Origin of the sequence: Rhodococcus tukisamuensis NBRC 100609, assembly GCF_001894985.1 — a bacterium.
GTDB lineage: Bacteria > Actinomycetota > Actinomycetes > Mycobacteriales > Mycobacteriaceae > Rhodococcus_G > Rhodococcus_G tukisamuensis.
Map to the genome: position 1 here is coordinate 20,514 of NZ_BCXG01000020.1, position 12,526 is coordinate 33,039.

At 69.4% G+C, this 12,526-nt stretch carries 10 protein-coding genes; 4 read left to right on the plus strand and 6 right to left on the minus strand.

Translation table 11 applies throughout. The annotated features are described in order from the left end of the window. Positions 1-4: 4 nt before the first annotated feature. The gene (locus RT2_RS18355; RefSeq protein WP_245709492.1) at positions 5-1,531 is read right to left on the minus strand and encodes an MFS transporter; all 1,527 of its coding nucleotides are present in this window, start codon (positions 1,529-1,531) and stop codon (positions 5-7) included. Positions 1,532-1,651: 120 nt separating this feature from the next. On the opposite strand from RT2_RS18355, the gene RT2_RS18360 reads away from it, so the two are divergent. After that, entirely contained in the window at positions 1,652-2,209 is a 558-nt protein-coding gene (locus RT2_RS18360; protein WP_072846241.1) for a TetR/AcrR family transcriptional regulator, read from the plus strand. Positions 2,210-2,315: 106 nt separating this feature from the next. Here RT2_RS18360 and gabT read toward each other — a convergent pair whose 3' ends face one another. From gabT to RT2_RS18380, 4 genes are all read right to left on the minus strand, one after another. Then, the gene (gene gabT / locus RT2_RS18365) at positions 2,316-3,656 is read right to left on the minus strand and encodes a 4-aminobutyrate--2-oxoglutarate transaminase (protein WP_072846242.1); all 1,341 of its coding nucleotides are present in this window, start codon (positions 3,654-3,656) and stop codon (positions 2,316-2,318) included. Between the two features lie 13 nt (positions 3,657-3,669). Next, positions 3,670-3,981, minus strand: a complete 312-nt coding sequence (locus tag RT2_RS18370) for a DUF6191 domain-containing protein (RefSeq protein ID WP_072846243.1) — start codon at positions 3,979-3,981, stop codon at positions 3,670-3,672. A gap of 29 nt (positions 3,982-4,010) precedes the next feature. Then, entirely contained in the window at positions 4,011-5,360 is a 1,350-nt protein-coding gene (gene ilvA / locus RT2_RS18375) for a threonine ammonia-lyase IlvA (protein ID WP_072846244.1), read from the minus strand. Between the two features lie 312 nt (positions 5,361-5,672). Continuing rightward, positions 5,673-6,107, minus strand: coding sequence for a nitroreductase family deazaflavin-dependent oxidoreductase (locus RT2_RS18380; RefSeq protein WP_072846245.1), 435 nt, complete (start codon positions 6,105-6,107; stop codon positions 5,673-5,675). A 112-nt stretch (positions 6,108-6,219) separates the two neighbouring features. On the opposite strand from RT2_RS18380, the gene RT2_RS18385 reads away from it, so the two are divergent. Beyond that, positions 6,220-6,462, plus strand: coding sequence for a hypothetical protein (locus RT2_RS18385; protein WP_072846246.1), 243 nt, complete (start codon positions 6,220-6,222; stop codon positions 6,460-6,462). Between the two features lie 34 nt (positions 6,463-6,496). Here RT2_RS18385 and dnaE read toward each other — a convergent pair whose 3' ends face one another. Beyond that, positions 6,497-10,039 (minus strand): DNA polymerase III subunit alpha, encoded by a 3,543-nt coding sequence (gene dnaE / locus RT2_RS18390; protein ID WP_072846247.1) that lies wholly within the window; start codon positions 10,037-10,039, stop codon positions 6,497-6,499. A 191-nt stretch (positions 10,040-10,230) separates the two neighbouring features. Between dnaE and RT2_RS18395 the strand changes: the two genes are divergently transcribed. Both RT2_RS18395 and RT2_RS18400 read left to right on the plus strand, forming a co-directional pair. Next, positions 10,231-11,307 carry an alpha/beta hydrolase gene (locus RT2_RS18395; RefSeq protein ID WP_072846248.1) on the plus strand — a complete coding sequence of 359 codons (1,077 nt, stop codon included), beginning with the start codon at positions 10,231-10,233 and terminating at the stop codon, positions 11,305-11,307. A 158-nt stretch (positions 11,308-11,465) separates the two neighbouring features. Beyond that, positions 11,466-12,515 carry an alpha/beta hydrolase gene (locus RT2_RS18400; protein WP_072846249.1) on the plus strand — a complete coding sequence of 350 codons (1,050 nt, stop codon included), beginning with the start codon at positions 11,466-11,468 and terminating at the stop codon, positions 12,513-12,515. Positions 12,516-12,526: the final 11 nt, after the last annotated feature.

Genomic DNA, 12,526 nt, shown 5'->3' on the forward strand with positions numbered 1-12,526 from the left:
TGGGCTAGCGCGAGCGCATCATCCGGAACACCAGCACCGCGTTGGCGAGCAGCACCACGGCGGTCACCACCGCCGCCACGTGCATGCCGTCGACGAATGCGGACTGCGCGGCATCGAGGACCTGCGTGCCGATCTCGGCCGGGACCGACTTCGCGTAGGCCACGGCACCGCCGAGGGTGTCGTGGGCGGCGGCGCCGGCCTCCGCGCTCAGCGCGGACACGTCGAGCCCGCGCCGGTAGATCGCCATCACGACGCTGCCCAGGACCGCCACGCCCAGGGCGACGCCCAGCTCGTACGCGGTCTCGGACACCGCCGACGCGGCACCCGCCCGTTCCGGTTCCACCGCGCCGACCACCAGGTCGGAGGTGAGCGTCAACGCCATGCCGACGCCGGCCCCGGCCAGCATGAAACCGACCACGAACATTCCGGCACCGCCGTCGACCCGGAGGAACGTCAGGATCGCGGTGCCGAGCGCGGACATCATCAGGCCGACGGTGAGCACCGTGCCCGGCTGCCAGCGCCGGACGAACCACGCCGCCAGCAACGCGAACACCATGCTCATCGCGGTTCCGGGCAGCATCAACAGCCCGGCCTGCAACGGCGAGTTGCCCAGCACCAACTGCAGGTACTGCGAGCCGAAGAACAGCACGCCCGCCATCGCGAAGATCGACAGCAGATTGGTCAGCACCGCCGTCGAGAACGCCGGCCGCGCAAACAGGCTCAGGTCCACCATCGGGTCCGCGAGGACCCGCTGACGGTGCACGAAGGCAAATCCGGACGCCAGGCCCACCAGAGCGGCAACCGCGTAGGTCACGCTCGGCCCGTGCACCACCGTCTCCTTGACCGCGTAGACCAGCGGCACCAGGGTCAGGATCGACAGGCCGGCGCTGGGCAGGTCGAACTTGCCCGGGTTCGGGTCCTTCGACTCGGGAATCACGATCGGCCCCAACAGGATCAGGCCCAACATCACCGGGATGTTCACCAGGAACACCGAACCCCACCAGAAGTGCTCGAGCAGCCAGCCGCCCACCAGCGGGCCGGCCGCCGCGCCGCCACTGGCCATCGCGCCCCACACCGCGATCGCGGTGGTGCGCTGACGCGGGTTGACGAACATGGTGCGGATCAGGCCGAGCGTCGCCGGCATCAGGGTGGCGCCGGAGATGCCCTGCAGCACCCGTGCCGCGATCAGCATCTCGGGGCTCACCGACCAGGCTGCGATGAGCGAGGCGATGCCGAATCCGGCGGCGCCGATCAGCAGCAGGCGACGGCGACCGACCCGGTCGCCGAGGGTGCCCATGGTGATGAGCAGGCCGGCGAGGACGAAGGAGTACACGTCGATGATCCAGAGCAACTCGTTGCCGGTCGGCGCGAGGTCGGCGCTGATGAACGGCAGCGCCAGGTCCAGGACCGTGGCGTCGACGGAGATCAACAGCACGGCGAACGCGAGCACGACGAGGCCGACCCAGTCGCGCGCGGTCGCCCGCACGTCGAGCGGGCTCTCCTGCAGGCGGATGTCCGTGCGGACAGACACGATTTCTCCCATTGAATGTCGTAGCGATTGATGCGGCCACCGCGACCCGTACGGACTAAACCGTCCAGCCGGTACAGTTGCCCATCCAGATTAACAGTGAACCGTCCAGCCGGTACAGTGATGTTCGTGACAGCAACAACCGACCCAGACGCACCCAGCACCCGCGACCGCATCCTCGACGCGCTCGAGAAATTGCTGCTCGACCGCGGGCTGTCGCACATCACCCTCGAGGCGGTCGCGGCCACGGCCGGCGTCTCCAAGGGCGGGCTGCTCTACCACTTCCGCAGCAAGGACGCCCTGATCGCAGGCATGGTCCGACGCCTCGGCGAACGGTCCGACAAGCAACTCGCAGAGTCCGGCAACTCGGTCGCCGAGTGGTACCTGCAGACGGTGGACGCCAGCAGCACCAACGAGCTCGCCCTCTTCCAGTCCACCATCGCCGCACTGCGGTCGGTCGACGGCCAACAGGGCGAGATCCAGCAGGCCGTCATCGACATGATGCGGTCCTGGGACGACGGCCTGCGCGCCGAGATTTCCGACCCGGTCCAGGCCGAGATCGTCCGGCTCGCCGGCGACGGCCTCTACCTCGCCGCCCTGATGGGCCTCCCTCAGCCCGACCCGGAGCTGCACCGGAAGGTCGTGGACCGGCTGCTCGGGCGCGACAGGGCGACCGACTAGCTCAACTCGGAACATCGTCGGCAGCGGCTTCACCATCACCACCAACTGACACCCCGCAGCACCCGATGCCCCGCAGCCCCCACCCGGGCTGCGGGGCGTTCGGCTGTCAGGCCACCGCGCGGACGACCGCCTCGAGCACGTCGAGCGCATCACCGAGCAGGTCGTCACCGATCACCAGCGGCGGCAGCAGCCGGATCACGTTGCCGTAGGTGCCGCAGGTGAGCAGGATGACGCCCTGTTCGAGCGCCTTGGCCGCGACCGCCCTGGTGAGCTCCGGATCCGGCTCGGCGCCACCGGGTTCGACGAATTCCATCGCCAGCATCGCGCCGCGACCGCGGACGTCGCCGACCGCGTCGCACTCGGCGGCGAGCGCGCGCAGCCGGGGCAGCGCGATCGCCTCGATGCGGCGGGCCCGCGCCGGCAGGTCGTGTGCCCGCATGAAGTCGATCGCGGCCAGGGCCGCGGCACAGGCAACCGGGTTGCCCCCGTAGGTGCCTCCGAGCCCGCCGGGGTGCACCGCGTCGAGCAGGTCGGCCCGGCCGGTGATCGCGGCCAGCGGCAGGCCACCCGCGATCCCCTTGGCCATGGTGACGATGTCGGGCACCACGTCCTCGTGCTCGCTGGCGAACCACCTGCCGGTACGGGCGAACCCGGTCTGCACCTCGTCGGCGACGAACACCACGCCGTTGGTCCGTGCCCACTGCGCCAGTGCCGGCAGGAATCCCGGTGCGGGAACGATGAACCCGCCCTCCCCCTGAATGGGCTCGAGGACGATCGCGGCCACGCTGTCGGCGCCGATCTGCTTGTCGATGCGGCTGACCACCCGGCGCGCGGCCCGCTCACCGGTGAGCCCGGGCTCGTCGCGGAACGGGTAGGACATCGGCATCCGGTAGATCTCCGGGGCGAACGGACCGAAATGCGCCTTGTACGGCATCGACTTCGCGGTCAACGCCATCGTCAGGTTGGTCCGCCCGTGGTAGGCGTGATCGAACGCGACGACGGCGGCGCGGCCGGTGGCCAGCCTCGCCACCTTGACCGCGTTCTCCACCGCCTCGGCGCCGGAGTTGAACAGCACCGACCGCTTCTCGTGCTCGCCCGGGGTCAGCGCCGCCAGTTCCTCGGCGACCCGCACGTAGCCCTCGTACGGGGTGACCATGAAGCAGGTGTGCGCGAAATGCGCGACCTGTTCCGAGACCGCCTGCGCGACCGCGGAATTGGAGGCACCGACGCTGGTGACCGCAATGCCGGCACCCAGGTCGAGGAATGAGTTGCCGTCCACGTCGATCACCACGGCGCCGTCCGCGTCGGCGGCGTACACCGGAACGCTGGACCCGACCCCTGCCGCCACCGCCGCCCGCCGCCGGACGTCGAGGGCTCGCGACCGCGGACCCGGAACCTCGCTGACCAGTTCGCGCCGCTGCGGCAGTCGGTACCGGAGTTCCGTCATCGCGCCGCCCGGATCAGCCGTTCCCGCCGCGCAACACCACCGTGTTCGCGTCGATGTCGACGCGCACCCGCGGCGGCGCCGCGTCGCCCGCCTCCTCGCGGTGCATCAGCGCGCTCTGCCGCTGCTCGAACTCGTGCAGCTTGGAACCCTGGAACAGGGCGGTGACCTCTTCGAAACCCGTCGCCGCGACCGTCCTGCCACCGCGCCGCCGGGTCCAGGGCAGCGCCCGGCCGCCGGTCATCCGGTTCCACAGGGTCTCGGCGAAGGCGAGCACGACCAGCAGGACCACCAGCCCCGGGATCGTCATCGCGAACAGCGCGCCCATGACAGCGGAGTCTAGTGCCCGCCGGACGCCTAGGTCAGGTAGCGGTACGCCGGCGACCCCGGCTCGAGCTGCTCGACGTGCATGCGCGAGTCCGCCATCCGCTCGAGCAGCGACGGCAGCCCCGACGCCGCGCCGAGTTGGATTCCGACCAGCGCCTCGCCGGTTTCCCGGTTGTTGCGCTTGACGTACTCGAACAGGGTGATGTCGTCGTCCGGGCCGAGCACCTCGTCGAGGAACCTGCGCAGCGCGCCCGGCTCCTGCGGGAAGTCCACGAGGAAGTAGTGCTTGAGCCCGAGGTGGACCAGGGACCGTTCGAGGATCTCGCCGTAGCGCGAGACGTCGTTGTTGCCACCCGAGATCAGGCACACGACGGTGGAACCCGGCTCGACGTTGACGTGGCGCAACGCCGCCACCGACAGCGCACCCGACGGCTCGGCGATGATGCCCTCGTTCTGGTAGAGCTCGAGCATCGATGTGCAGACCGCGCCCTCGTCGGTGTGGATCATCGCGAACGTGCCCTCGCCCGGCACCCCGGAGCGCGGCTGCGCCACCAGCGGCAGCGACCCGTGCGAGACCACACCCGCGCCGAGGGCCGACATCACCTGGTACGGCAGGTTCCCGATCCGCCGGACGGCCGTGCCGTCGACGAAGGGGTCGATCTCGGGCAGGGTGACCGGTGCGCCCGCGACCAGTGCCGCGGTCATCGACGCCGCACCGCTCGGCTCGACACCGACGATCGCGGTGTGCGGGGACCGCTCGTGCAGGTAGGTGGCGATTCCGGCGATGAGGCCGCCGCCGCCCACCGGGACGATCACCGTGCCGAGCTCGGTGCCGAGCTGCTCGAGGATCTCCGCGGCGATGGTGCCCTGGCCCGCCGCCGTGCGGGGGTCGTCGAACGGCGGCACGATCGTCGCACCGGTGCTCCGCACGTCCTCGTCCGCCGCGGCCGCGGCCGCGTCGTAGGTGTCCCCGATCGCGATCAGTTCGACGAACTCGCCGCCGTGCGCGCGGATCCGGTCCCGCTTCTGCCGGGGGGTGTTGGCCGGCACGTAGATACGGCCGCGGATGCCCATCGTCCGGCAGGCGTATGCGACGCCCTGCGCGTGGTTTCCGGCGCTGGCGCAGACCACACCGGCGGCGCGTTCCTCCGCGTCCAGCTGGACGATCAGGTTGTAGGCGCCGCGCAGCTTGAACGAGCGGACCACCTGCAGGTCCTCGCGCTTGAGGTACACCTTGGCTCCGATGAGCTCCGACAGTCGCGGGCTCAGCTGCAGCGGCGTGGCTTCCACCACGCCGGAAATTCGCTTGGCGGCGGCGTCGATTTCGCGCGCGTCGAGCGGCGCGGCCTTCAGGTCAGCGAGTTCGGGCGAGTTGGACACCCAATTATGCTGCCACCTCGCCGCCCGGGCCGCGTACCCGCCCCGCTCAAGCACGCGGATCGAACTGTGACGGCCGCGGAATGTTCCGCAGATTCGACTTCGCCATCCGCACCGCCTCGCCCACCCCGCCGTTCATCACCATCCGCGACATCGCGAGCGCGAAACCCTTGACCTGGCCGCCGGCAGGCCGCCACCGTCACCAGCTCCCCCAGCAGCATCGCCAGCCCACCGTCGCCCGACACGGAGATCCCCTGCCGACCCGGGCAGGCGACCTGGGGTGTCGGTGGAACTGGCCAACTGCGTGGAACGGGCCTAGTGCGGGGTGAGCACGAAGACCGGGATCTGGCGATCGGTCTTCTTCTGGTACTCCGCGTAGTCGGGCCACGCCGCGACAGCGCGCTCCCACCACACCGCCTTCTCGTCGCCGGTGACCTCGCGTGCGGTCATGTCCTTCTTGACCGGGCCGTCCTGCAGTTCCACGTGCGGGTCCGCGACCACGTTGTGGTACCAGACCGGGTGCGTCGGCGCGCCGCCCAGCGAGGCCACGACGGCGTACTCGCCGTCGTGCTCGACCCGCATCAGCGGGCTCTTGCGGAGCTTGCCGGACTTGGCGCCCTTGGTCGTGAGGATGACGACGGGCTTGCCCTGCATCTCCGTCCCCTCCCTACCGCCGGAGCGCTCGTAGAGATCGACCTGGTCGGCGGCCCATGTGCTCGGACTGGGTTCGTACTCACCGGTGAGAGGCATGACGTCCAGTCAACACCCCGCGCCCTCGTCGACACAGCGTGACGCGCGAGATCAACGACTCGAACTGAAATGTTCGTTGACCCGAACTCGAGATTTCACGTAGCCTGATCCCATGACCACCGTCGACCGCCTGCTTGCGCCGCGCCCCGGCGCGCCGCGCAGCGCGCACACCGTCGACCTGGCCGGCACCGCCTGGCCGCTCTACAAGCTCGAGGCCCTGGCGGTCGGCGTGCTGGTGTTCGTGGTGATCCTGGCGACGACGGCGACCCTGCAGCCTGCCGTCCTCGCGGCCGCCGCCGCGACGGTGACCGCGTGGTGGGTCCGTCGGGCCTACTGGGCCCGCGTCCGGGACTGACACCCGCCGGCCCCGGCCCCGCCCCGCCAGGCCCTCAGACCGTCAGACAGTTCGACCCGAGCAGCGCCTTCAGGTCGCCCATCAGTGCGGACGACGGCTCCACCCGCAGGCTGTCGTCCAGCTTGAGCATGGTGATCCGGTCCCCACTGATCAGCCGCAGGTGGACGTCCGAGGTACCCGGGTGGCGGGTCAGCACCTGCTTGAGCGCCCCCACCTTCTCGGGTGTGCACAGCCGCGTCGGCAGGCTCACCGCGACCGGCTTCGCCACGCCGACCGCCGACAGGTCCGGAACCGCGAGGTCGTTGCCGATCAACGACATCCGGTCGTCCCGGATCGACACCCGCGCCTTGACCAACACGATGGAGTCCTCGGCGATGTCCATGCCGTACACCGCGTACGCCTGCGGGAAGAACAGCACCTCGATGCCGCCGATGAGGTCCTCCAGCTGGATGATGCACCACAGCTGGCCCTTCTTGTTCACCCGTCGGTCCACCGAGGCGACGATGCCGCCGATGGTCACCTGCGCGCCGTCCTTGACCTCGCCCTCGAGAATCGAGGCGATCGAGGTGTCGGACTGCTGCCGCAGGATGTGCTCGACCCCGTTGAGCGGGTGCCCGGAGACGTAGAGCCCCAACATCTCCCGCTCCAACGCCAGGCGGTGCTTGGTGTCCCACTCCTCGTCCGGGACCTTGATCGCGAACACCGAGGACAGTGACTCGTCCCCGCCGCCACCGGCATCCCCGAACAGGTCGAACTGACCGACCGCCTCGGCCTTCTTGGTGCCCAGCACCGAGTCGATGGCGTCGGTGTGGACCAGGAACAGGCCCTTGCGCGGGTGCCCGAGCGAGTCGAACGCACCGGACTTGATCAGGGACTCGGTGACCTTCTTGTTGCAGGCGATCACGTCGATCTTGTTGAGGTAGTCGGAGAAGTCGGTGTACTTCGACTTCTCGTTGCGCGCCTTGATGATCGAGGCCACCACGTTGGCACCCACGTTGCGCACCGCGCCCATGCCGAAGCGGATGTCACTGCCCACGGAGGCGAAGTTGACCGCGGACTCGTTGACGTCCGGCGGCATCACGGTGATGCCCATCTTCCGGCAGTCCGCGAGGTAGATCGCGGACTTGTCCTTGTCGTCGCCGACCGAGGTGAGCAGGCCGGCCATGTACTCGGCCGGGTAGTTGGCCTTGAGGTAGGCAGTCCAGTAGGAGACGAGTCCGTACCCGGCGGAGTGCGACTTGTTGAACGCGTAACCGGCAAACGGGAGCACGGTGTCCCACAGCGCCTTGATTGCCTTGGCGCCGAACCCGTTCTCCAGCATGCCCGCCTCGAAGCCCTCGAACTCGGCCTCGAGCACCGACTGCTTCTTCTTGCCCATGGCGCGGCGCAGGATGTCTGCTCGTCCGAGCGAGTAGCCGGCCACCTTCTGGGCCAGCTGCATGATCTGCTCCTGATAGATGATCAGGCCGTACGTCTCCGAGAGGATCTCCTTGAGGGGTTCCTCCAGCTCGGGGTGGATCGGGCTGACTTCCTCCAGGTTGTTCTTGCGCTTGGCGTAGGAGGTGTGCGCGTTCATGCCCATCGGGCCGGGACGGTACAGCGCGAGGGCGGCGACGATGTCGCCGAAGCCGGTCGGCTGCATCAGCTTCAGCAGCTCCCGCATGCCGCCGCCGTCGAGCTGGAACACGCCGAGCGTGTCCCCGCGCGAGAGCAGCTCGTAGGTGGCCGGGTCGTCCATCGGCAGCGAGTCCAGGTCCAGGTCGATGCCCCGGTTCGCCTTGATGTTCTCGAGCGCGTCGCCGATCACCGTGAGGTTCCGCAGGCCCAGGAAGTCCATCTTGAGCAGGCCGATGTCCTCACACGACGGGTAGTCCCAGCCGGTGATGATCGCGCCGTCCTGCGCGCGCTTCCAGACCGGGATCGCGTCGGTCAGCGGCTCGGAGGACATGATCACCGCGCAGGCATGCACGCCCGCGTTGCGGATCAGGCCCTCGAGGCCCTTGGCGGTCTGGTAGATCTTCGCGATGTCCGGGTTGGAGTCGATCAGCGCCCGGACCTCGACGGCCTCCTTGTAGCGCTCGTGCTCCGGGTCGGTGATGCCGGACACCGAGATGTCCTTGGCCATGATCGGCGGCGGCAGCGCCTTGGTGATCTGGTCCGCGATGGCAAACCCCGGCTGGCCGAACTGGACTCGGGCCGAGTCCTTGATCGCGGCCTTCGTCTTGATGGTGCCGAACGTGATGACCTGCGCGACGCGGTCGCTGCCCCACTTCTCCGTGGCGTAGCGGACCATCTCGCCGCGGCGTCGATCGTCGAAGTCGATGTCGATGTCCGGCATCGAGACGCGCTCGGGGTTGAGGAACCGCTCGAACAGCAGCCCGTACGGGATCGGGTCGATGTTGGTGATGCCCATCGCGTAGGCGACCAGCGAACCGGCGGCACTGCCACGGCCGGGGCCGACACGGATCCCGACCTCCTTGGCGTGGTTGATGAGGTCGCCGACCACCAGGAAGTAGGCCGGGAAACCCATCTCGTTGATGACGTCGATCTCGTAGTCGGCCCGGTCCAGATACTCCTGCGGCGGGCCACCCGGGAAGCGGCGGTCGAGGCCTTCGAGCACCTCCTTGCGCAGCCAGCTGGCCTGGGTCTCGCCCTCCGGCACCGGGAAGATCGGCATCCGGTCGCGGTGCTTCCACACGTCGTCGTAGGGCTGGATGCGCTCGGCGATCAGCAGGGTCGAGTCGCAGGCACCGGGCACCTCGTCGTCCCAGATCGCGCGCATCTCCTCGGCAGACTTGAGGTAGTAACCGTCGCCGTCGAACTTGAACCGGGTGGGATCGCTGAGCGTCTTACCGGTCTGGATGCACAGCAGCGCCTCGTGGTTCTCCGCGGCGTCCTTGGTGACGTAGTGGCAGTCGTTGGTCGCCAGCGGGGGGATTCCCAACTGCTTGCCGATGTGCAGCAGACCCTCGCGGACCCGGCGCTCGATGGACAGCCCGTGGTCCATCAGTTCCAGGAAGAAGTTGTCCTTGCCCCAGATCTCCTGCCACTTGGCGGCGGCCTCGAGTGCCTCGCGGTCGTGGCCCAGACGCAGGCGGGTCTGCACCTCGCCGGAGGGGCAGCCGGTGGTGGCGATGATCCCCTCGTGGTGCTCGGCGATGATCTCCTCGTCCATCCGGGCCCACTTGCCGAGCTGGCCCTCGATCGAGGCCCGCGAGGACAGCTTGAACAGGTTCCGGACGCCGGTCGCGTTCTCCGCGACCATCGTCATGTGGGTGTAGGCGCCGCTACCGGAGACGTCGTCCGACTTCTGGCTGCGGTCGCCCCACAGCACACGCTTGGTGTTGAACCGCGACTCCGGCGCGATGTACGCCTCGATCCCGATGATCGGGGTGATGTCGTGCTTCTTGGCCTCGTTGTAGAACTCGCTCGCCCCGAACATGTTGCCGTGGTCGGTCATGCCGACCGCGGTCATCCCGAGCCGCTGAGCCTCCTTGAACAACGGCGCGACCTTCGCCGCGCCGTCGAGCATCGAGTACTCGGTGTGATTGTGCAGGTGAACGAACGAGTCAGCCACGCGCGCCTCTCCGTGCTCGGGTCGCCTTCGATGTTCGTACGTGCCAGACCAGGTGCGACCGGGGAATGACTGGAAGCGCTCTGAGTGTAGGCGTTCACCCCGACAGCTCCACCGCCCCCGCGCCGCGGTGTGAGCCAACCCTCGGCGTGGTGCTGCCCGACCACGCCAACCCGGTAGGCGATACTGGCCGGATGGCCACCCCGGAGACCACCGACGCGACCGCGACGACCAGCCCCGAACCGCCGACGCGGCCCCGCCGGCGGCGCTGGCCCTGGGTGTTGGGCGTCCCCGTCGCGCTGGTCGCGACGACCGCGCTGGCCGTTGCCGTCAACCCGTGGCCCGGCACCCTCGCGGTGCGCTTCGTGTTCGACCGCGGCGCAGAGAAGGTGACCACCGCGCTCGAGAAGCACGCACCCGGCGGCGTCGACTCGCTCACCGACCAGCAGTACCGCGGCGGCGACTCGGACGCCTTCCTGGACGTCTACCACCCCGACCGGGTCGCCGGCACCGCCGACGCGCTGCCCACCGTGATCTGGACCCACGGCGGCGCCTGGGTCTCCGGAGACAAGAGCAACTACGCCACCTACTACGAGCTGATCGCCTCGCAGGGCTTCACCGTGATCTCGCTCGGCTACTCGCTCGGACCTGGGCACACCTACCCGACCGCGGTGAACCAGCTCAACGACGCGCACGCCTACGTGGTCGCCAACGCAGAGCGGCTGCACGTCGACCCGAACCGGATCGTGCTGGCCGGGGACTCCGCGGGAGCGCAGCTGTCGAGCCAGCTCGCCACCCTGGTCACCAACCCGGACTACGCCCGCGACCTCGGCATCACCCCGTCGCTGCGGCCGGAGCAGCTGCGCGGCGTGGTCCTCAACTGCGGCATCTACGACGTGAACCGGATGGTCGGCGGGTCGGGCATCGTCGGCTGGGGAGCCGACGAGTCGATCTGGGCGTACACCGGGACCAAGGACTTCGCGGGCTCGACCGCCGTGCAGCAGATGTCGACGCTGCACCACGTCTCCGACCGGTTCCCGCCCGCGTACATCGCCGGTGGAAACGGCGACCCGCTGACCGACAAGCAGTCCAAGCCGCTGGCCGAGAAGCTGGGCGGTCTCGGCGTCGACGTCACCACGGTGTTCTACCCGGCCGACCACGAGCCGGCGCTGCCGCACGAGTACCAGTTCGATCTGGACAACGAGGACGGCACGCGCGCGCTCGAGCGAACCGTCGAGTTCCTGAAGGCGCACACCGCGCCCCAGCTGTAGTTCCCGGGCAGGTTGCGCACAGCGTGGGATCGGCGGCAGGAAGCCCATCGACCGCGTCGGTGTCCACAGCGCGGGTACCCCACCCAGCCCCGACCGAGCGAGACTGTCCGCGCGGCCGCCGAACGGCGTGACACCGCGGACGGACGGAAGGAACCACCATGACCGATGCCGGCGACAACTCGAGGGCGCCGCGCGCCCGTGCGCGACGGCGGCGGCTCGCGTTGTTCGGGCTCGCCGTCCCCGTGGTGACCGCGGCGGCAGGCGTGATGGTCGCCCGCACCACCCCGCGGCCGGTCACCAAGGCGGTGCGCTGGGCCTTCGAGTTGGACGCTGCGCGCGTCACCGCGGCGCTCGGCGCGCACGAGCCCGCTGGGGTCGCCCGCGTCACGGACCAGCAGTACCGGGACGGTGACCCCGATGCCCGACTCGACGTCTACCTCCCCGAGTCGGCGGCGGGCCCGCTGCCGACGGTGATCTGGACCCACGGCGGCGGCTGGATCTCCTGCCACAAGACCGACTTCGCGCCCTACTACCGGCTGCTCGCGGCCGCCGGCTTCACCGTGGTCTCGCTCGACTACTCACTCGGCCCCGAGCAGACCTACCCCACCCCCGTGCACCAGCTCAACGACGCGCACGCCTACCTGGTCGCGAACGCCGAACGGCTGCACGTGGACCCGACTCGGATCGTGTTGGCGGGCGACTCGGCCGGGGCCCAGCTCTCGAGCCAGCTCGCGGCGCTGATCACCAACCCGGACTACGCCCGCGAGGTCGGGGTCACCCCCGCGCTGCGCCCCGACCAGCTGCGCGGCGTCGTGCTCAACTGCGGTGTCTACGACATGACGAAGGTGGTCGGCGGGCCGGGAATCCTCGCACGGGCCATGGACCAGTTGGCGTGGTCGTACATCGGCACCAAGGACTTGCGCGACTCGGCCGCCGTGGCGCAGATGTCCACGATCCGGCACGTGACCGCGCAGTTCCCGCCGACCTACGTCAGCGGGGGCAACGCCGACCCGCTCACCGACTCCCAGTCGGTGCCGCTCGCCGAGACGCTGCGCGGGCTCGGGGTGGACGTCACCACCGTCTTCTACCCGGACGACCACAAGCCGGCGCTCGGGCACGAATACCAGTTCAAGCTCGACAACGAGGACGGCAGGTGGGCGTTGGAGCGGACCATCGAGTTCCTGCGCAAGCACACCGAACAAAACTGACCGGGCAGGGA